This is a genomic window from Rhodospirillales bacterium, from assembly GCA_016699855.1.
Lineage (GTDB): Bacteria > Pseudomonadota > Alphaproteobacteria > Reyranellales > Reyranellaceae.
On sequence record CP064988.1, the window covers coordinates 3,090,628 to 3,109,464 of the forward strand.

General features: G+C 72.3%; 17 protein-coding genes and 1 tRNA gene. 9 read left to right on the top strand and 9 right to left on the bottom strand.

Annotated elements, in window-relative coordinates; genetic code table 11:
- Positions 1 to 141: 141 nt before the first annotated feature.
- The 3 genes from IPK81_14490 to IPK81_14500 all read right to left on the bottom strand — a co-directional run bounded on the left by IPK81_14490 (position 142) and on the right by IPK81_14500 (position 3,487).
- The gene (locus IPK81_14490) at positions 142 to 1,212 is read right to left on the bottom strand and encodes an LLM class flavin-dependent oxidoreductase (GenBank protein ID QQS10834.1); all 1,071 of its coding nucleotides are present in this window, start codon (positions 1,210 to 1,212) and stop codon (positions 142 to 144) included.
- A gap of 79 nt (positions 1,213 to 1,291) precedes the next feature.
- Positions 1,292 to 2,146, bottom strand: a complete 855-nt coding sequence (locus IPK81_14495) for a GNAT family N-acetyltransferase (protein ID QQS10835.1) — start codon at positions 2,144 to 2,146, stop codon at positions 1,292 to 1,294.
- Between the two features lie 123 nt (positions 2,147 to 2,269).
- The gene (locus IPK81_14500) at positions 2,270 to 3,487 is read right to left on the bottom strand and encodes a polyhydroxyalkanoate depolymerase (protein QQS10836.1); all 1,218 of its coding nucleotides are present in this window, start codon (positions 3,485 to 3,487) and stop codon (positions 2,270 to 2,272) included.
- Positions 3,488 to 3,568: 81 nt separating this feature from the next.
- On the opposite strand from IPK81_14500, the gene IPK81_14505 reads away from it, so the two are divergent.
- Together IPK81_14505 and IPK81_14510 are read left to right on the top strand one after the other, a co-directional pair.
- On the top strand, positions 3,569 to 4,225 hold the full coding sequence (locus IPK81_14505) for a glutathione S-transferase family protein (protein QQS10837.1): 657 nt from the start codon (positions 3,569 to 3,571) through the stop codon (positions 4,223 to 4,225).
- 287 nt (positions 4,226 to 4,512) lie between these two features.
- The gene (locus tag IPK81_14510) at positions 4,513 to 4,650 is read left to right on the top strand and encodes a hypothetical protein (GenBank protein QQS10838.1); all 138 of its coding nucleotides are present in this window, start codon (positions 4,513 to 4,515) and stop codon (positions 4,648 to 4,650) included.
- A 76-nt stretch (positions 4,651 to 4,726) separates the two neighbouring features.
- Here the strand turns inward: IPK81_14510 and IPK81_14515 are convergent, their stop codons facing one another.
- Positions 4,727 to 5,647 (bottom strand): hypothetical protein, encoded by a 921-nt coding sequence (locus tag IPK81_14515; GenBank protein QQS10839.1) that lies wholly within the window; start codon positions 5,645 to 5,647, stop codon positions 4,727 to 4,729.
- 332 nt (positions 5,648 to 5,979) lie between these two features.
- On the opposite strand from IPK81_14515, the gene IPK81_14520 reads away from it, so the two are divergent.
- A complete protein-coding gene (locus IPK81_14520; GenBank protein QQS10840.1) occupies positions 5,980 to 9,366 on the top strand; it encodes a TIR domain-containing protein in 3,387 nt (1,128 codons plus the stop codon).
- A 4-nt stretch (positions 9,367 to 9,370) separates the two neighbouring features.
- Here IPK81_14520 and IPK81_14525 read toward each other — a convergent pair whose 3' ends face one another.
- Complete coding sequence (locus IPK81_14525) at positions 9,371 to 10,087, bottom strand: class I SAM-dependent methyltransferase (protein QQS10841.1); 717 nt, start codon at positions 10,085 to 10,087, stop codon at positions 9,371 to 9,373.
- 186 nt (positions 10,088 to 10,273) lie between these two features.
- Here IPK81_14525 and IPK81_14530 point away from each other — a divergent pair, with 186 nt between their 5' ends.
- From IPK81_14530 to IPK81_14545, 4 genes are all read left to right on the top strand, one after another.
- The gene (locus IPK81_14530) at positions 10,274 to 10,825 is read left to right on the top strand and encodes a hypothetical protein (protein ID QQS10842.1); all 552 of its coding nucleotides are present in this window, start codon (positions 10,274 to 10,276) and stop codon (positions 10,823 to 10,825) included.
- A gap of 150 nt (positions 10,826 to 10,975) precedes the next feature.
- On the top strand, positions 10,976 to 12,121 hold the full coding sequence (locus tag IPK81_14535) for a hypothetical protein (GenBank protein QQS10843.1): 1,146 nt from the start codon (positions 10,976 to 10,978) through the stop codon (positions 12,119 to 12,121).
- The gene (locus tag IPK81_14540) at positions 12,118 to 12,783 is read left to right on the top strand and encodes a hypothetical protein (GenBank protein ID QQS10844.1); all 666 of its coding nucleotides are present in this window, start codon (positions 12,118 to 12,120) and stop codon (positions 12,781 to 12,783) included. The genes IPK81_14535 and IPK81_14540 overlap by 4 nt, the downstream gene beginning before the upstream one ends.
- Positions 12,780 to 13,511 carry a Crp/Fnr family transcriptional regulator gene (locus IPK81_14545; GenBank protein QQS10845.1) on the top strand — a complete coding sequence of 244 codons (732 nt, stop codon included), beginning with the start codon at positions 12,780 to 12,782 and terminating at the stop codon, positions 13,509 to 13,511. The genes IPK81_14540 and IPK81_14545 overlap by 4 nt, the downstream gene beginning before the upstream one ends.
- 7 nt (positions 13,512 to 13,518) lie before the next feature.
- On the opposite strand, the gene IPK81_14550 is transcribed toward IPK81_14545, so the two are convergent.
- From IPK81_14550 to IPK81_14565, 4 genes are all read right to left on the bottom strand, one after another.
- On the bottom strand, positions 13,519 to 14,427 hold the full coding sequence (locus IPK81_14550) for an LLM class flavin-dependent oxidoreductase (protein QQS10846.1): 909 nt from the start codon (positions 14,425 to 14,427) through the stop codon (positions 13,519 to 13,521).
- 58 nt (positions 14,428 to 14,485) lie between these two features.
- Positions 14,486 to 15,235: an SDR family oxidoreductase gene (locus IPK81_14555; GenBank protein ID QQS10847.1), complete on the bottom strand. Its 750-nt coding sequence runs from the start codon at positions 15,233 to 15,235 to the stop codon at positions 14,486 to 14,488.
- A gap of 104 nt (positions 15,236 to 15,339) precedes the next feature.
- Entirely contained in the window at positions 15,340 to 16,959 is a 1,620-nt protein-coding gene (locus IPK81_14560; GenBank protein QQS10848.1) for a hypothetical protein, read from the bottom strand.
- 132 nt (positions 16,960 to 17,091) lie between these two features.
- Positions 17,092 to 17,168: transfer RNA gene (locus IPK81_14565), tRNA-Arg, on the bottom strand.
- A gap of 124 nt (positions 17,169 to 17,292) precedes the next feature.
- Here IPK81_14565 and IPK81_14570 point away from each other — a divergent pair.
- Entirely contained in the window at positions 17,293 to 17,943 is a 651-nt protein-coding gene (locus IPK81_14570; GenBank protein QQS10849.1) for an NAAT family transporter, read from the top strand.
- Positions 17,944 to 18,037: 94 nt separating this feature from the next.
- Positions 18,038 to 18,820 carry an NUDIX domain-containing protein gene (locus IPK81_14575; GenBank protein QQS10850.1) on the top strand — a complete coding sequence of 261 codons (783 nt, stop codon included), beginning with the start codon at positions 18,038 to 18,040 and terminating at the stop codon, positions 18,818 to 18,820.
- Positions 18,821 to 18,837: the final 17 nt, after the last annotated feature.

Consider the following 18,837-nt stretch of genomic DNA (forward strand, 5'->3'; position numbering starts at 1 on the left):
CGCGGCGAGGAATCCTTCGGCGGCGGAAGGATTCCTCGCCGCGCTCGGAATGACGGAGGGGCTCCGGGATGACGGAGAGGGTGTCCGGAATGACGGAGGGGCGTCCGGGACGATGGGCGCGTGTCGATCGCCCGGCCGCCGCTACACGAACGCCTTGCGGATGCGGGCCCAGTCGGCCAGCGCCTCCTCCTGGCCGGGCACGAGCTGGATCGTGAACTGGGTGTAGCCGGCGCCGCGCAGCGCGTCGATGCGCCGCTTGATCTCAGCCTCCGTCGCGGTGAACGAGGTGGCGCGGATCAGGTCGGCGGTGACGAACGGCCGCTCCTCCGGCTTCACGAACATCAGATGACCGCGGTGGTTGCGCAGCCAGGGCGCGTCGGCCGGCTCGAAGGTCCGCGCCAGCGCGACGTAGCCGTCGATCTCCTCGCGCGCCTTGGTCGGCATGGCGGTGCCCGGCGCCAGGCCGGAGATCGCCTCGTCGGCGGCGCGGTGCAGCATGACGGCGGCGCGCGGCCCGGCCTGGAGCATCGCGCGCTCGGAATCGGCGGGTTCGCCCTCCTCCAGCACGCAGCCCAGCGCGAAGGCCGTCGCCGACAGGTCGCTCTCCGGATGGCCGGCCGCGAGCCACGCCGCCCGCATCGCCTCGACCTCGCGGATGCCGGTCTCGACGTTGCCGACGAAATCGATCCAGCCCGCCGCCAGCCGCGCCGTCAGCGCCCGCGTGCGCGGCCCGAACGCCGAGAGGTGCAGCGGGATGGGATCGCGCGTGTTGAACAGGTCGAGCTCCGGATTGAGGAAGCGGATCCTGCGGCGCTCGCCCTCCATCTCGAAATCGACGATGTCGCCGCGCAGCAGCCCGTAGACCTGCGCGATGTAGGTCTCCATCGCCTTCATCTTCATCGCGCCGAAGCCCATCGCGCGGCGCGCCGTGAAGCCGGTGCCGACGCCGAAGTCGATCCGTCCCGGCGCCAGCTTGTTGAGCGACGCCAGCGCGTTGGCGGCGACCGGCGCGATGCGGTTCGACGGCACCAGCACGCCGGTGCCCAGCCGGATGCGGCGCGTGTTGACCGCCGCCGCGCCCATGGCGACGAAGCAGTCGGCGCTCAGCATCTGCGTGTCGTAGAACCACGCGTGGGTGAAGCCGAGCTCCTCGGCCCGCTTCGCCAGCGTCCACGAATCGGCCGACGTCGGCAGCGCGATTCCGAAATCCATGGATCCCTCCCGTGTGTCGGCGTGTCCGTCCGTCCGGCGATACTAGCGCGGGCCGCGCGGCGCGGTCACGGCGCGGCGATCAGCCCAGTTCGAAGCTGGTGACGCCGTAGAGCCCGTCGAGGTCGATCGCGGGCGTGGCGCCGGTGTACATCCGCGCGGTCTCGAAGGACGGCGCCATGCCCAGCGATTCCGCCAGCGCCACGGCGCGCCGGTTCGGCTCGGGCACGTCCAGCGCGACGGCCCCGGCGCCCACGCGCGCGCGCAACGTCGCGACGATGGCCGCCGCCAGATCGGGATCGTCGGCGAACAGCGGCCCGATCTTGAAGCCGGTCCGGCACGGCCGGATCGCGCCCAGCGCCACGATGTCCCCATCGCGCAGCGCGGCGACGGCGGCATGGCCGGGCGCGGACAGCCACGCCGCGAGGAAACCGTCGCGGGGCGCCGCGAAGAAGCGCCGGTCGTAGGCCGCGAGGCGGTCGAACGGCACCTCGCGGGCGTCGATGATCGTCACATCGCGGGGCGCGGAAGCCGCCGCCGCCGGCGCCGCCGTATCGAAGCGGATGTTGCGCCACGCCAGCCGGAATCCCGATTTGCGGTAGTTGTCCTGCTGCGCCGGCACGCCGTCGAGGCCGACGTTGCGGCCGGCGAGGCGGGCCATGCCGGCGTTCCACAGCGCGATCCCGTGGCCCTGGCCCCGCGCCGCCGGGATCGTGATGTAGAAGCCGAGGAAGCCGACCTCATCGCCGTAGCGCACCACCGAGACGCAGCCGACGGGGACGCCGTCGAGAACGCCGACGATGAAGCCCGCGGGATCGGCGAGCTGGAACAGGGCGGCGTCACCGAGCCCTGGATTCCAGCCCTCGGCGGCGGCCCAGTCGAGCGCCCGCGCCAGATCGGCGGCGGACATGACGCGGATGTCGAGGCGCGGCTGCATCGCGCGAGGCTAGGGCGGTTCCCGCGCCGGCGCCACCGCCGGCGTCATCTTCATCTCCATCTTCCCTTCTCCCCGGAGGACGCGGGAGAAGGGAGGACGGTCCGCGGACCGCCGGACGCCGAGTCAGTCGTTGGCGAGGATGACGTTGCGGAGGATCGGGTAGATCTGGCCGGCCCAGCGCTTGCCGGCGAAGACGCCGTAATGGCCGACGCCGGCCTGCATGTAGTGCTTCTTGCGGTAGGGCCGCAGGCCCGAGCAGAGGTCGTGCGCCGCCACCGTCTGGCCGATCGAGCAGATGTCGTCGCGCTCGCCCTCGACGGTGAACAGCGCCGTGCGGCGGATGGCGCGCGGCTCGACCTTGTTGCCCTGCCAGACCAGCGCGCCGGTCGCGAGGTCGTACTCCTGGAATACGCGCTTCACCGTCTCCAGGTAGAACTCCGCCGTCAGGTCGAGGACGGCGAAGTACTCGTCGTAGAAATCCTTGGTCGCCTTCGCCTTTTCGTGCTCGCCCTTGGCCAGGTGCCCGAACAGATCGACATGCGCCTTGATGTGGCGGTCGAGATTCATGCTCATAAAAGCGCCAAGCTGCACGAATCCGGGATAGACCCGCCGCATCGCGCCGGCGTAGCGCAGCGGCACCGACGAGATCAGGTTGCGCTCGAACCATTCGATCGGCTTCGACGTCGCCAGCTCGTTCACCTTGGTCGGGTTGACTCGGGCGTCGATCGGGCCGGCCATCAAGGTCATGCTGGCGGGCTGCGCCACGTGGTCGTCCTGGGCCATGACCGCGACCGCCGCCAAGGTCTGCACGCAGGGCTGGCAGACCGCGACGACATGCGCGCCCGGACCGAGGGCTTCCAGGAACCGGATCACGTAGCCGACATACTCGTCGAAGCCGAAACGGCCGTGCCACAGCCCGACGTCGCGGGCGTTGGTCCAGTCCGTGATGTAGACGTCGTGGTCCGGCAGCAGCACCTCGACGGTGTTGCGGAGCAACGTCGCGAAATGGCCCGACAGCGGCGCGACGACCAGCACGCGGGGCTGCTCGATGTCGATGTCCTTGGCGAAGCGCAGCAGCGTGCCGAACGGCATCGTGTGCGTCGCCTCCTCGGTGACGGCGACCTCGCGGTTGCCGATTTTGGTCGAGGCGATCCCGAAGGACGGCCGGTGGTGGGTCAGGCCGGCCCGGCCGAGCAGTTCGTAGCCCGCCGCCAGCGCGGAACCCCCGAAACCGCGCAACGCCTCGTGGCGGGTCTGGGCCAGGGCCGTCGCCGAATGCCGCGCCCAGGTGCGGACGGGATACATGAAGTCGCTTTGGGCCTGATAGGCGGCGTAGAGCATGGGCTTTCGGCTCGCTTATTGCATCGCGGCGCGAAGCAGCATCCAAAGCAAATCCCGCCACCGGGGGGAGGGGACAGGACCATGGCCGAAGCCTCGCTGACGATCTCAAGCAAGAACTATTCCTCTTGGTCCTTGCGGGGTTGGTTGTTGTGCCGACTGGCGGAATTGCCGTTCACGGAGAAGATGCTGCCGACCGACGACCCGTCGACCCGGGCCGAGTTGCTGTTGCTGTCGCCGTCATTCCTGGTGCCGGCGTTGGAGCATGGCGACGTCAAGGTGTGGGACACACTGGCGATCGGCGAGTATCTCCACGAAACCTACCCGCAGGCGGGATTGCTGCCGGCCGACAAGGTGGCCCGGGCGCATTGCCGGGCGGTGTGCGGCGAGATGCACTCCGGCTTCGCGAACATGCGCTCGGCGCTGCCGATGAACCTCAAGATGAAGCGCCCCGGCTTCAAAGTGTGGGCGGGTGCCCAGGCCGACATCGACCGGATCGTGGCGATCTGGAAGGACTGCCTCGCCCGCTATGGCGGGCCGTTTCTGTTCGGCCCCCGGCCGACCATGGCCGACGCGATGTACGCGCCGGTCTGCGCCCGCTTCATCACCTACGACGTCCGCCTCGAGCCGCCGGCGGCCGCCTACTGCGCCACGATCTCCGCCATGCCGGCGATGCAGGAATGGTACGCCGCCGCCCGCGCCGAGCCCGAGGAGATGGAGGAGCTCGACGTCGAGTTCTGATCGGCGTTCGATTGGAGCGTGGACGCTTTCTCCCTCCGTCATCCCGAGCGCAGCGAGGGATCTTCGCGCCGCCTCAAGATCCCTCGCTGCGCTCGGGATGACGGAGCGGATAGGCGGCCCCACCGCTCCGAACTGTATCCTCGACTGAACGTGACGACCGCCGGGATCGCGTGCCGCCGCCCGTTGGACCTCTGAAGCGCTTCATACCTTGCGGTCCGCGCCGGGCATACAACGGCGGCCATCAGCACGGCGGTGGTCGCCGGAGCGGACCGAAAAGGGAGAACGTCATGAGGAAGTTCACGCTCGCGCTTCTGCTCGCCGCCGGCATCGGCTCGGTCGGCGTCGCGGTCGCCGCCTCCTTCTCGCCGGCCGAGGCGGCCTGCCACAACTACCGCACCAGCCGCTTCCACACCGGCGTCTGCTAAGCCCCACCCCGGAGCCGACAACAGCCCCGCCGCCCCGCCGCGGCGGGGCCTTCTCGTTCAGGAGTCCGCTCGGCGATCAACGCGGCGGGTTGACGAAGCAGCGGTAGTAGGTGGGCTGGCGCAGGCGCTTCTGGGCGCAGGCCTCGACCCGCAGCAGATCGGACAGCCGCTCGTAGTGCATGTAGGTGCCGATGGCGTAGCGGTTGCCGCCGGGGTAGTGGCCGAGGCGGCCGATCCTGCCCTTCGCCGCGGGATCCGAATCGATGATCGCCTCGCGCAGCGCCTCGCCCTGGATGAAGTTCTCCGGCAATTGGTCGAACGGACCGTCGAGGTAGGTGTTGAGGCGCACGTTCCTGGCGAACGCGCCGATGAGGATCTTCCGGTCGAACCTGTGGTCGCGATAGAAGGCGAAGCCGGTGCGGCGGCCGACGAGGATGCGCGGCGCGCCTTTCAGGGCGTCGAAGCGCTCGATGACGCCCGCGGTCTCGTCGAGCACGTAGTGGAACGTCTTGGCGGCGCGGTTGTAGAGCAGGAAGAAGCGCAGCGCCGACTCGTCGAAGATCGGCCCGATGAAGACATCGCGCGCGTCCATCGCCGCCGCCGGCGGCCGGACGGCGGAGAGGTCGTTGAGCTCGAACACGACGCGCCTGCCGCCATGGGTGACGGCGTAGGCGAGGGGCGCCAGCCTCTCGACGGCGAAGCCCGCGGCGGCGTCCAGCTCGAGATAGCGCTCGGGACCGTCCGGCTTCCATTCCGCCGCCTCCTCGTAGTAGGCGAAATGGATCCTGCCCTTGTCGCGGTCGAGCGGATCGAGCCGGAAATTGCCGGCGTAGGCGACGCCCCCGTGGGTGAACCGGAAATAGTAGTAGTTCTCGGTCGGATAGACCTCGACCCTCTCCTTGAGCGCGGCGAACACGAACGACGCGACCTCCTTCGGCTTGTCGATCGCCAGCGCGTGCGTCCGCCGCAGCTCGTCGGTGAGCTCCTCCACCGTCACCAACCGAGGCGCCGCCGCTTCCTGGGCATCGGACGGCCGCGCGGACCCGATCGCGCAAAGCAAACACCCGAGGATCACGCCGGCGGCGCGTCGGCGGCGGCGCGGGGAGCGGGCCGCCGTGGCGGCGATGGGTTCGCGTTGATCAGGCATGTCGACGTGCGATCCCCCCTCGCGAGGCCGCGACTCCGCGCCGTACCGTGGAGACGCCGGGTCGATCCACCGGATGATACTACACGCGCCGGCGCGCGCCGCGGCCGCGCTTGCCTCGACCGGCCCGTGAAGCTACCGTCCACGCACGGGCAGCGTCGGCGTCGGCCGGCAGCGACGGGGGCATGGACGCCAGCGCGGCGGACGGCGACGCCAAACGCCTTTTCCTCAGCTATGGACGGCGCGATGCCGCTGACTTCGCGCGGCGGCTGCACCGCGACCTGACGGACGCCGGCTACCAGGTCTTTCTCGACACCTCCGATCTCCAGGCCGGCCAGCGCTGGGAGGCCGAGATCGAACGCGCGCTCGACGCCGCCCACGCGCTGGTCGCGATCCTCAGTCCGCACGCGGTGCGCCGCGCCGGCCCGGACGGCGGCGCCGACAGCGTCTGCCTCAACGAGATCGCCCGCGCCCGCGAGGCGCTGAAGCCGATCATCCCGGTGATGGTCGAGCGCTGCGATCCGCCGCTGACCTTGAACCGCCAACACCACGTCGATTTCATCGGCTGGCGCGAGTCGCGCGAACGCTACGACGGGCAGCTCGCGCGGCTGCTGGCCGACATCGCCGCCGCGCTCGACGGCGTCCGCGCCCCGGCGGATCCGGCGCTGCGGCCGTGGGATTTCACCGCCACGATCACCGAGAAGACGCGGCACTTCCACGGCCGTCATTGGCTGTTCGAGGAGGTCGAGACCTGGCGGACGACGACGTCGGAGGCCGCGCTGCTGATCGTCGGCGATCCCGGCCTCGGCAAGTCGACCTTCATGGCCGAGATGGCGCGCCGCGATCCCGGCGGCCGGGTTCTGGGCTGGCACTTCTGCCAGGCGGAGACGCCGGCCACGATCGAGGGCGGCCGCTTTGTGCGCAACGTCGTCGGCCAGCTGGCGCTCCGCCTGCCCGCCTACGCCGCCGCGCTGCGCGCGCCCGACGTCGCGGAGATGCTGCGTCCCGGCGCCTGCGACGCCGATCCGGCGAGCGCGCTTGAGATCGCGCTGGTCGACCGGCTGGCGGCGATCGAGCCTCCGGACGGCGACCGCTACCTGCTGATCGACGGGCTCGACGAGGCCATCGTGCCGGCGGCCCGCAGCCCGACCATCGTCGACCTGCTGGCGCCGCGGCTGGACCGGTTGCCGCCGTGGTTGCGCGTCGTCGCCACCAGCCGCCGCGACGCCGCCGTGCTCGACCGTCTCGGCGGGCCGCGCACGCGCCGCATCGAGGCGCGCGACGCCCGCAACCTCGACGACATCGGCGGCTACATCGGTCGACGGCTGGAGTCCGGTCCGCTGGCGGATGAGCTGGCGCGCCAGGGCGCCGACGCGGGCGCCGTCGCAGAGGCGCTGCGCCGGCGCAGCGACGGCAGCTTCCTCTACGCGCGCCAGGCGCTGGAGGCGATCGCCCGCGAACAGCTCGACCTCGCCGATCTTGAGGCGCTGCCGCTGGGCCTGGGCGGGCTCTATTCGCGCTTCTTCACGCGTTCCTGGCCGAACGAAACCGCCTACGCGCCGACGCGGCGCGCGCTGGAGACGATGCTGGCCGCGCGTGAACCTCTGGGCGAGGCGCGGATCGCGGCCATCGCCGGGCTGCAGGGCGGCCGTCAACTCCGCGCGGTGATGGATTCGCTGACCGGCTATCTTGCGCGCGGCGGGGACGGCGTGGCGCTGTACCACAAGTCGCTGGCCGACTGGCTGACCGACCGCGCGATGTGCGACGGCCGCTACGCCATCGACCGCGCCGCCGGCGTGGAGCGGCTCCTCGCGCACTGCCGGCAGTGGCGCGACTCCGACGACGCGTATCCGGTGCGGCACCTACCGGCGCATCTCGCCGAGGCCGGCCATGTCGACGAGCTGCGCGCGCTGCTGACCGCCGGCGATTTCGCGTCGGTCAAGCGCGAACGCATCGGCGATCCGTTCCAGGTCGCGGCCGATTTCGGACTTCTGGCGACAGCCCTGATCGCCCAGGGACGCGATGCGGATCTGCCGCCGCTGCTGGCGACAGCCGACGCGGCGCGGCGCGACGCGATGGTCGCGGCGCTGGAGCATGCCGGCGTCGCCAAGGCGCGTCTGGCCGACATCGCGCGGCGGACCGATCGATGGAGCCGGCCGGGCCGCTGGTCGTCGGCCGGCCGCGCATCGGGCATGGCGGCGATCAACGGTCGATTGGCGGCGTTGCGTCTGGCGGGCGCCGCCGGCGCCGACGATCTCGCGGTCGACGCCGCCGCCGATCCCGACGCCGCCGTGCGTCTGCTGGCCGTCCCCTATCTCTACCGCCTGTGGCACGAGGACCGCGGGCAGGGCACGCGGGCGATCGACCGGCTGCGCGAGCGCGTCGTCGGCGCCATGGGCCTGCCGCGCGGCGACGCGCTGGACGGATTCGGCGGCGTGTCGCTGGCCATCCTCAGCCGGCATTTCGACGATCCCGACGCCATGCTGTGGCTGCGGTCGCAGTGGCGCACGCTGGTGCGCGACTTCCTGCGGTCGCCGATGATGCGGATCGTCGGGCGCGGCTGGGTCGTCTCGACGCTGACGCGCGGGCTGGCGCTGCTGATGGCGCGCCAGCCCGACTACCAGCCCCTCAATCTCAAGGAGCTGGCGGCGATGTACCGCCTGCCCTCCGGCGCGCGCCGCGCGGCGCTGACCGTCGTCGACCATCTGGAACGGCCGGACCGCGGCTATCGCGGCGTCGTCGACGCCCTGCGCGACGCCGAGGCGCCGTTCGACGTCCATCTCATGCTGGCGGCGGAGCGCACGCTGGTGTTCCACGCCGCCGGCGATCCCGCCGGCGTGCTCGACGCCCTGGAGGAGATCCACCGCGGCGGGCCGGCGTGGTTCCAGCAGTCCGTGCTCTACGCCGGCTTCCATCTGCTGAAGCGCGCGGCCGTGGTCGAGCCGGAGTGGGTCGACCGCTACCTCGCGATGACGCGTCAGACCATCGAGTCGACGCGCGGCACGCTGGTCACCGCCGCCGGCCGCTACCAGCTCATCCCGCACATGGCGTGGGCCGAGGTGGTGCTGGCGCGCCACCGGCCGGGCGCGCCGCCGCGGTCGTTGCCGCTGATCTTCGCCGACGCGATGCGGCTGGACGACATGGACTACGCCGCGCGCGCGATCGCCGCCGCCCAGGTGCTGAGCTACGCCTACCGCCTCGACCGGGTGGCGCTGGAGTCGCTGCGCCCGGTGGTCGAGGCCGACGATCCCCGGCTGCGCGACAAGCTGGTCGAGACGCTGGCCAACATCCGGTTCAACGCCCAGCGCCAGGTCGACGAATTCCTCGCCGGGCACCAGCGCGGCGATCTGGCGCGCCGCGTCGAGGCGGCGGCGCCGACCGTGAAGGCGGCCGACTTCCCGACCTGGATGGACGAGTTCTTCAACCACCTGCTGGTCGATTCGGACGCGTTCCGCCGCGAGGTCGTGGTGGCGTTCCGCCGGGCCGCGGAGATGCGCGACGCGCCGCAGCTTCTGCGCTGGGTGCTGATCTGGGTCATGCACCTGATCGCCGACGGCCCCACGCCGCGTTAACCGACTACGCCACCCGGCAGACGAACGCGGTGTGCGGGACGGCAGCGAAACTGGCCCGCGGGAAGACGCGGCTGAACGGGATCTCGGCCTCGATCGTGAAGCCCTGGCGCGCGAGCACGGCGCGCCATTCGCCGGGGCCGCGGTAGTGGTGCGGCTCGTCGGCCGCTTCGACGTTCAGACGCCGGTCGGACGCCTCGACGATGCGCCACTCCGCGTCGGTCGCCGGCGTGTCCTCCAGCAGCAGGAAGGCGCCACCGGGCCGCAGCACACGGCGCGCCTCGTCCAGTAGCCGCCACTGCTCGTCGTAGGGGACGTGGTGCAGCACGAACGCCATCCACGCCACGTCGAAGGCGCCCGCTGCGAAGGGCAGGCGGCGGCCATCGGCGCCGAGGAACCGCCAACGTCCGGCCGCCGAGCGGTCCAGCCGGCGCCGCAGCCGGTCGGCCGGCATCCACACGGGGTCGACGCCGACGCAGCGCCGGCGCGGCGCGTCCGCCAGCAGCGCCTCGGCCAGATGGCCGAGGCCGGCGCCGATATCGAGGCAGCGCGCGTCGGCCGGCAGCCGGCCGTCGAGGCCGGTCTTGGCGACGATGTCGGCGGCGCGGCGGCGCAGGACGGCGTCGAGGCAGCGTCCGCGCACCACCCGCCGCAGCAGCCAGGGCGGCAGCGCGGTCGGCGGCCGGGTGGTCGCCGGGGCGCCGAGATCGAGGTCGATGCTCATTCCAGGTCTCCGTGGCGGTGGCGGCGGGGAGGGTGCCGGGTCCGCTTTCCATGGCCGCCATTCTGCCGCGCGGACCCGTCGCGGGCGGTGAAGCGCTTCATAGGGCGGAGGGGGGTCGCGGCCGTATCCATGGGTCAACGCAGCCGAGGGGGCCGCGTCCACAGACCCGGAACGGGGAGGCCAGAAATGTCCAGCTTCATCAAGCTCCGCGCGATCTTCACCGTCGGCGCCGCCGTCGCGGCCGTGACGCTCACCGGCGCGGCGGCCAACGCCGCCACGTTCCACCTCGGCGACCTGCGCGGCGCCCGCGCCGACGGATCGCGCGAGGTCGTGCTCGCCGCCGCCGGCGACGCCGAGCGCGCCCGCGCCGAGGCGCAGCGCCGCCAGGCCGATCAACAGCGCCAGATGGCTGTGCAGCAGCAGCAGCGCGCCAACGCCGAGCGCCAGCAGGCGGTCCAGCAGCGTCAGATGGCGATGCAGCAGCGCCAGGTCGCGATGCAGCAGCAGCAGCGCTCGAACGCCGAGCGCCAGCAGGCCGTGCAGCAGCGCCAGATGGCGATGCAGCAGCAGCAGCGCGCCAACGTCGCGCGCCAGCAGGCCGTCCAGCAGCGCCAGCAGGCGGTGCAGCAGCAGCAGCGTGCGAACGCCGAGCGCGCCAACGCCGACTCCCAGCGCCGCCAGCTCGAGGCGCAGCGTCGCCAGGCTGAGCAGCAGCGCCAGCAGCAGCGCCGCCGCTAGCCACGCCGCGGCCGAAAGCGCCCGTGCCGCCCGGTACGGGCGATTTCAATTCCCTACCGGACGCGACCGCTGCCACGTTGATGGCGGTCCGGTGGCCGAATATGCTGGCGCGGTCGCCGCCGGCCGGGGCCCGGGCGGCACGGGGGCCGCATGACGGAGCCGATCGACGAGGTCCGGACGCTCGAGGCCGCCGGTCTGTTCCTGTCGGCGTACGACCGCGCCATGGCGGCGCTGGCCGCCGGCGCCGACGACGACCGGTTGCGGCACCGCGCGGTGCTCGCGCTGGCCCGCGGTGGCGCCACGCGCCCGGCCTTGGCGCTGTTCCGCCAGTTCGGATTGCGCGGCCACGCCGAGACGGACATCGCCGCGCTCGAGGGACGGCTGCTCAAGGACCTGGCGCTGCGCGCAGGGCCGGCGCGCATCCAGCCGCTGGCCGCCCGCGCCGCCGCCGCCTACACACGGGTCTGGCGCCGCGACCCCGCCGCGCCCTATCCGGCGATCAACGCCGCCTCGATGAGCCTGCTGGCCGGCGACCGCCACGGCGCGCTGGAGATCGCCCGCCGAGTGCGTCTGCTGCAGCGGGACGACGGCGGCTACTGGGCGGCGGCGACGATGGCGGAGGCCAGCGTGCTGCTGGGCGACGCCGACACCGCGCGCCGCCACCTCGAGGTCGCGCAGGCGCGCGCCGGCGACGACTTCGCCGCGCGGGCGACGACCCGCCGCCAGCTCCGGCTGGTCGCCGCCATCATGGGCATCGATCCGCGGATCATCGACACGCTGCGCGTGCCGAAGACGATCCACTATTGCGGCCACATGCCCGAGGCCGCGCCGGCGCCCGACGCGGCGCGCCACGAGCTGGCGCTGGTGGCGCGCATCGACCGCGCGCTCGCCGAGCTGGACGTCTCGTTCGCGTACGGGGCGCTGGCCGCGGGCGCCGACATCCTGTTCGTCGAGGCGCTGCTGCGCCGGGGAGTGCGGCCGACCGTCGTGCTGCCGTTCGACCGCGAGACGTTCGTGCGCGAATCGGTGCTGCCCTATGGCGCCGCCTGGGTCGCGCGCTTCGAGCGCTGCGTCGCGAAGTGCGACGTGCCCGAGCCGGAGGGCGGGCGCTACCGCCACGACGAGCTCGATTTCGGCCACGGCAGCCGCCGCGCCATGGGCCTGGCCCGCCTGCACGCGCGCCGGATCGACGGCGCGGTCGCGCAGGTCGCGGCGTGGGACGGCGTCGCCAGCGCCTGGGAGGCCGGCACCGCGTCGGACGTGGCGCGCTGGGCGCGGCCGGCGGCCGGACGATGAACCTCGGTTGCGGCTGGCGCCGGCCGGCCGCGCCCGCGCCGTCGGCGCCCGACCCGCTGCGGCGGCGGTGGATGGGCGTCCTGTTCGGCGACCTGCCGCGGTTCAGCACGCTCGACGACGACGGCCTCGGGCGCTTCTACCGCGGGCCGCTGGCCGAGATGGGCCGGGTGGTCGACCACCACGCGCCGCGCTACCGCAACGCCTGGGGCGACGCCGTGCAGCTCGCGTTCGATTCGTCGCGGCAGGCGGCGGCCTGCGCGCTCGGGCTACGCCAGACGGTGACGGCGCAATCGCTGACCGCCGCCGGCCTGCCGCCGGCGCTGGTGCCGCGGCTGGCGCTCGACCACGGGCCGGTGCTGGCGGTCGCCGACGCCGTGCAGCGCGCCCACAAATTCGCCGGCCGCGTCATGACCCGCGCCGCGCGCATCGAACCGGTCACGCCGCCCGGCCAGATCTACGCCACCGAGGCGTTCGCCTGCGAGGTGGCGCTCGACCCCGGCGCCGTCTGCGACTGCGACTACGCCGGCCGCGTGCCGACGGCGAAGGATTTCGGCGTGCTGCCGCTCTACGCCGTGCACCCGCCGCGCCTGTCGTCGGCCGAGATCGAGGCCGCGCTGCGCGCGCCGGACGCCGCGCCGCCCGCCGCCGGAGCCGCGCCATGAGCGACGACGGCGCGGATCTCGCCACGGCGCTCGGCGCCTTCCCGGTGTTCGCCGGTCTGCCGGCGGCGGCGCTGCGCAAGCTGGCGGCCGGCGCGGTCACCCAGCGCTGCGACGACGGCGCGGCGATCTTCGCGCTGGGCGAGCCCGCCGACACGGTGTTCGCGGTGCTGGGCGGCGACGGGCGCGTCCGGGTCGACGTGCCCGACGCCGCCAGCAAGCGGCTGATGGTCGAGGTGTTCCGCGAGCGCGACATCTTCGGCGAGATGGGCGTGATCGACGGCGGCGCGCGCAGCGCCGACGCCACGGCCGACGGCGTCGTGCGCATCGCCCGCATCCGGGGAGCGCAGTTCCTCGACGTGATGGAGACGAGCCCGGTCCTCGGCGCCAACCTCGTGCGGCTGCTGAGCCGGCGGCTGCGGCGCACCTTCGGGCTGTTCCAGGACGCGATCTTCGAGCCGCTGGAGGTGCGGCTGGCGCGCCAGATCCTCTATCTCGCCGCCGTCGGCGCGCGCCGGACGGACGGGAAGCTGCGGATCGCCGGCCGCTTCCGGCAGGGCGACCTCGCCGACCTGCTGGGCACGACCACGCGCAGCATCATCACCATCCTCAACGACTGGCGCGCGCGCAAGCTGGTCGACTACGACGCGCAGCGCGGGTTCGTGACGGTCCTCGACGAGCCGCGCTTCCGCGCCATCGTCGACCACGCCGGGGTCGCCGACACGCGGTGAGGCGCGATCAGGCGAACGCCGCGAAGATCTCCTCTATCGCCTTCATCTGGTTGCCGGCGGCCGAGGACGGCACGAGGATCGGCGTGCGCACGCCGGCGGCGCGCCACGCCGCCACGCCGTCGCGTACCTTCGCCACCGGTCCGAACAGCGTGTTGTCGGCCAGCCATTTGTCGGTGAGGTACCTCGGCACGTCGTCGCGTCGGCCCTCGGCGATCGCCTTCTCGATGGCGTCCATCTCCTCGACGTAGCCCGCCTCCTTCCAGTAGTTCCGGTAGTTCGGCAGGAAGGCGTAGTTGCTCAGGGTGCGCCGGTTGACCGCCTTGGCGGCCTCGACGTCGTCGCTGACGCAGGTCGGGATCATGTCGCCGATGAAGAAGCCGGGGTCGCTCCGCTTGGCCGCCGGCAGCGCCGCCAGCGACTCGCCCATGTGCGACAACGAGGCGTTGGCGAACACCACGCCCTCCGCCATCTCGCCCGACAGCGCCACCATGCGCTTGCGCAGCGCCGCGACGATGATCGGCGGCAGCGGTCCGAACGCGGTCTCTGCGCGGAACTTCTCGATGAAGGCGCGGGTGTCGGCCAGCGGCTTGCCCGGCGTCACGCCCATCCTGACGTGCGACGGGCCGTGCGCGATGCCGATCCCCATCCGGAACCGGCCGCCCGAGACCTCGTGCATCATCGCCGCGCTCTGCGCGAAATCGACCATGGTGCGCTGGTAGATCGGCGCGATCGCCGTGCCGAACGTCACCGTGGACGTGTTCCACGCCAGAGCCTCGCACATCGACATGTTGCCGACCGGACTGGGAACGTAGATGCCGTCGAACCCGCGCCGCTCCGCCTCCTGGCACAGCTCGATGGTGCGCCGGCGGCGGCCGGGCATGGCGATCAGGCACAGGGCGGGAAGCGGTTCGGCCATCGCGGGGTTTCCTTCTCGGTGACGGCCGTCTCGGCCGGTGGGACGGCGGCGGCGCCGCTCAGTGGAACGTGCGGCCGGAATCGATGACCAAGGTCTGGCCGGTCATGGTGTTGGTGCGGCACATCGTGACCACCTGGTCGGCGACGTCGTCCTTGTCGGCGGCCTTGCCGAGCAGCGAGGCGCTGGCGGCCTTCTCGATCTGCTCCGGCCGCAGGTTCGACGTCGCGCGGGTGCCCTCGAGCAGGCCGGGCGCGACGCAGTTCACCAGCACCTCCGGCGCCAGCGCCACGGCCATGCATTTGGTGAGGTGGATCAGGCCGGCCTTCGAGACGGCGTAGGGGATCGACGATCCTTGCGGGCCGAGCCCGGCGACCGAGGAGATGTTGACGATCCGTCCGCCGCCGCCGCGCTTCATCACCGGCGCGACGGCCTTGGTGGTGAGCATCGGCCCGGTGAGGTTGATGTCGATGATCTTGGTCCATTCCTCGTAGGTCATGGCGTCGAGGTCGGTGAACGGGATCGAGATGTTATACGCGGCGTCGTTGATCAGGATGTCGAGCCGGCCGAAGCGTTTGACGACGTCGTCGACCATCGCGGCGACCTGGTCGCGCTTCGTGACGTCGCACGCGAAGGCGGCGGCGGCCACCTGGTGGCGCTCGAGATCGCGCGCGACCTCCGCGGCCTGTTCGGCGCTGCGGGCGTAGACGACGGCGATGTGGCAGCCCTGCGCCGCCAGCGCGTGGCAGATGCGCTGGCCGAGCCCGCCATTGCCGCCGGTGACGACGGCGACCTTGCCTTTGAGGTCCATGTGCCTTCCCCGCTGTCGGGCCCGCCGGATACGGCGGCGCGACGATATCGCAATGTCGCGGCCCGCCAAAGCGCGGTCGCGCGGATCTCCGGGAGGTCGGCGCGTCAGCGCCGCTTCGGCGCGTGGAACTCGTAGGGCGGGTAGTCCTTGGTGATGTCCGAGACGACCTCGATCACCGCCGGCGCGTTGGCCGCCAGCGCCTCCTTGAGCGCGCCGCGCAGCCCGTCGGAATCCTCGACGCGCCATGCCGCGACGCCGAAGGCGCGGGCGTACGCGACGAAGTCGGGATTGGCGAGCAGCGAGCCGGAGTGCCGGCCCTCGTACAGCCGCTGCTGGTCGCGCAGCACGTTGCCGTATGAGTTGTTGTTGACCACCACTGTGACGAGGTTGATGCCGAACTGCACGGCGGTGGCGAGATCGGAGCCGCCGAACAGGAAGCCGCCGTCGCCGGTGATCGAGACCACGGCGCGATCGGGGTTGGCGACCTTGACGCCCAGCGCGGTGGGGAAGCCGTAGCCCAGCGTGCCGGAGAACCCCGAGGTGATCAGCGTCCGCGGCCGGTGCACCGGGTAGCCGTACCAGGCGATGTACGCGACCTGCGTCACCTCGTCGACGACGATGCCATCGTCGGGCAGCGCGTCGCGGATCGCTTCGACCATCGAATATTGCGGCTGCGCCTTCTGGATCGCGGCCAACGCCACGGCCTTCGCCTCGGTCACGGCGGCGCGGCGTCCGGGGTCGTCGCGGCGCGCGACGGCGTCACGCAGCGCGCGGGCGCCGTCGGCCGAGTCCGCCACGATCGCCACGTCGACCGGCAAGCGGCGGTGCTCGGCGGGATCGATGTCGATGCGCGCGACCTTCAGCCCGGCCGGCGCCGGCGCCCAGCGCGCGATCGGCACGTCGAGCCTCGTGCCGATGCCGATCAGCAGATCGGTGGTGTCCCAGAGATGGAAGCCGCCGACCGTGTTCAACGACAGCGGATGGCGGGAGTCGACGACGCCCTTGCCGGTGCGGAACGACACGACAGGCGCGCCGATACGCTCGGCCAGCGCCAGCACCTCGGGGCCGGCGTCGGCCGCGCCGCCGCCGACCCAGATCATCGGCGCCTTGGCGCCGTCGACCAGCTTGGCCAGCGCCGCGATCTTCTCGGGATCGGGAACCGGGTTGGCACGCCGGCCCAGCGGCTCCAGCGGCGTGACGTCGGCGCTGGCCGAGAACATGTCCCACGGCATCTCGACGGCGACCGGACCGGGACGGCCCGACAGCATCGCCTGGAAGGCGCGCGCCATGACCTGCGGCGCCTCGGTCGGATGCTCGATGCGCTCCGCGAACTTCAGCAGCGTCTTCAGCGTCGCGAGCTGGTCGGGCATCTCGTGGAGCTGGCCGCGGCCGCGGCCGATCATGGCGCTCGGCACCTGGCCGGTGATGCACATGACCGGCGCGTTCACGCCCCAGGCCGTGGTCAGCGCGCCCATGGTGTTCATCACGCCGGGGCCGGGCACGACCGTGAAGGCCGACGGCCGGCCGGTCGACAGCGCGTAGCCCAGCGCCATGTAGGCCGTGGTCTGCTCGTGCCGCGCGTTGACGACGCGCAGCCGGTTGGCGTTGCGCGCGAAGGCGTCGAACAGCCCGTACATCTGCACGCCGGGCAGGCCGAATATCGTGTCGATCCCGTGGCGCAGGATGGAATCGACGATGGCGTCTCCGCCGGTCATGCGAGGCATTGGCGTTTCCCGTGTGGATCTGGATGGTCGATCCTGACACGAATCGCCGGACGGCGGCGCGGATTTGCGGAGGGTCGTTCACGGAACCGCTGCGAGCGATTTCGGAACGCGTCGAAGCGACGATGGAGGCGCTGGCGTCCCCGAGAGGATTCGAACCTCCGACCTCCGGTTTAGGAAACCGCTGCTCTATCCGGCTGAGCTACGGGGACGTGGCGACGGCGCCGACGCGGCCCTTATATCAAGCCGCCGGCCGCGAATGAAGCGGGGCCTCGTTGTGGCGGTCCCGTCGCGGCGGTACCCTGCCGGGAACGAGGTGCGGGGAGGGGATCGGCGATGGCGGCCTGGAGCGAATACTCGCGCTTCGTCATCGCGCTGTTCTCGATCCTGACGCCGTTCGCCGCCATCCCCATCTTCCTCGACCTGACCCGCGACATGCAGCCGGCGGGCCGCGCGAAGGTCCTGCGCGCGGCCGTGGCGACGGTGTTCACGGTGCTGGTCGGCGCCGCCCTGGGCGGCGACCTGCTGCTGCGGCTGCTCGGCACCAGCCTCGATTCGTTCCGCGTCGGCGGCGGCATCGTGCTGCTGCTGATGGCGCTGTCGATGCTCAGCGCCCAGGTCAGCGGCGTCCAGCGCACCCAGGAGGAGGCCGACGAGGCCGGCCACCGCGCCGCCATCGGCGTGGTGCCGCTGGGCCTGCCGCTGCTGGCCGGCCCGGGATCGATCAGCGCCGTGGTGATCGAGATGCAGCGCGTCGGCGCCGGCGGCTTCAGCGTCTGGGTCCACGGTGCGCTGGTGATCCTGTGCATCGCCGTCGTCTGCGCCATCGTCTGGGTCGGCCTGGCGCTGGCCGAGCCGATGGGGCGGCGCCTTGGCCGCACCGGCCTGAACGTGCTCAACCGCCTGTTCGGGCTGCTGCTGGCGGCGATCGCCATCGAGACCTTCGCCGCCGGGCTGCGCGGCCTGCTGCCCGGTCTGGCGCGTTGACGCAGCGTTGCGTCCGGCGCTGGTGTGCCGGCGGGCGGCGCCGGCGTATCCTGCGGGCGACCACGCCGAGACCGCCCCGAGGGAGAGACTGGACATGGCGAAGATCGCCACCGCCGCCGAGGTCCTGGACAAGGACGCGCCGAAACTGAAGGTCGGCCAGGAGCGGCCGGTCGACAAGACCTACGAGGGCGACAAGCATCCCGCGATGAAGCCGCGCGACGCGGCGACCCTGATCATCGTGCGCAAGCCCCGGGCCGCCGACGGCATGCCGGAGGTGCTGCTGGGCTGCCGCGACGCCGGCCACGCCTTCATGCCCAACCGTTACGTATTCCCGGGCGGCCGCGTCGACAAGGTCGACGCGCGGGTGCCCGTGGCGACGCCGTTGCGGCCGGAGGTCGACGAGCGCCTGCGTCGCGCCGCCAGCGCCCAGAAGGCCCGCGCGTTGGCGAACGCGGCCATCCGGGAGACCTGGGAGGAGACCGGGCTGATCGTCGGCGACAGGTGGGACGGTGAGGCGCCGGCGGACCTCGACGAGGGCTGGCACGGATTCTTCGCGAACAAATTCGCGCCGGCGCTGCACCACCTCGACTACATCGCCCGCGCCGTCACGCCGCCCGGACGTCCGCGCCGCTTCAACGCGCGCTTCTTCATGACCGACGCCGATGTCCTGCAGGGCGAGCTCAAGGACAGCAGCGAGCTGGGCGACATCCGCTGGGTGCGCCTCGACGAGGCCCAGAAGCTGCCGCTGCCGACAATCACCGGCATCATCCTCGGCGAGGTCGGACGGCTGATCAAGGAGCCGCCGGCCAAGGACGTGCAGCGCCGGATCCCGCTGTTCAAGACCGTCCACCGCAAGCACATGCTGCTCGAGGAGTGAGTGCGCGGCCGCCGGCC

Bases quoted from the DNA above. Each gene is read 5' to 3' on its own strand.
- IPK81_14490 (QQS10834.1), bottom strand. From the start codon at position 1,212: ATGGATTTCGGAATCGCGCTGCCGACGTCGGCCGATTCGTGGACGCTG.
- IPK81_14495 (QQS10835.1), bottom strand. From the start codon at position 2,146: ATGCAGCCGCGCCTCGACATCCGCGTCATGTCCGCCGCCGATCTGGCG.
- IPK81_14500 (QQS10836.1), bottom strand. From the start codon at position 3,487: ATGCTCTACGCCGCCTATCAGGCCCAAAGCGACTTCATGTATCCCGTC.
- IPK81_14505 (QQS10837.1), top strand. From the start codon at position 3,569: ATGGCCGAAGCCTCGCTGACGATCTCAAGCAAGAACTATTCCTCTTGG.
- IPK81_14510 (QQS10838.1), top strand. From the start codon at position 4,513: ATGAGGAAGTTCACGCTCGCGCTTCTGCTCGCCGCCGGCATCGGCTCG.
- IPK81_14520 (QQS10840.1), top strand. From the start codon at position 5,980: ATGGACGCCAGCGCGGCGGACGGCGACGCCAAACGCCTTTTCCTCAGC.
- IPK81_14525 (QQS10841.1), bottom strand. From the start codon at position 10,087: ATGAGCATCGACCTCGATCTCGGCGCCCCGGCGACCACCCGGCCGCCG.
- IPK81_14530 (QQS10842.1), top strand. From the start codon at position 10,274: ATGTCCAGCTTCATCAAGCTCCGCGCGATCTTCACCGTCGGCGCCGCC.
- IPK81_14535 (QQS10843.1), top strand. From the start codon at position 10,976: ATGACGGAGCCGATCGACGAGGTCCGGACGCTCGAGGCCGCCGGTCTG.
- IPK81_14540 (QQS10844.1), top strand. From the start codon at position 12,118: ATGAACCTCGGTTGCGGCTGGCGCCGGCCGGCCGCGCCCGCGCCGTCG.
- IPK81_14545 (QQS10845.1), top strand. From the start codon at position 12,780: ATGAGCGACGACGGCGCGGATCTCGCCACGGCGCTCGGCGCCTTCCCG.
- IPK81_14550 (QQS10846.1), bottom strand. From the start codon at position 14,427: ATGGCCGAACCGCTTCCCGCCCTGTGCCTGATCGCCATGCCCGGCCGC.
- IPK81_14555 (QQS10847.1), bottom strand. From the start codon at position 15,235: ATGGACCTCAAAGGCAAGGTCGCCGTCGTCACCGGCGGCAATGGCGGG.
- IPK81_14560 (QQS10848.1), bottom strand. From the start codon at position 16,959: ATGCCTCGCATGACCGGCGGAGACGCCATCGTCGATTCCATCCTGCGC.
- IPK81_14570 (QQS10849.1), top strand. From the start codon at position 17,293: ATGGCGGCCTGGAGCGAATACTCGCGCTTCGTCATCGCGCTGTTCTCG.
- IPK81_14575 (QQS10850.1), top strand. From the start codon at position 18,038: ATGGCGAAGATCGCCACCGCCGCCGAGGTCCTGGACAAGGACGCGCCG.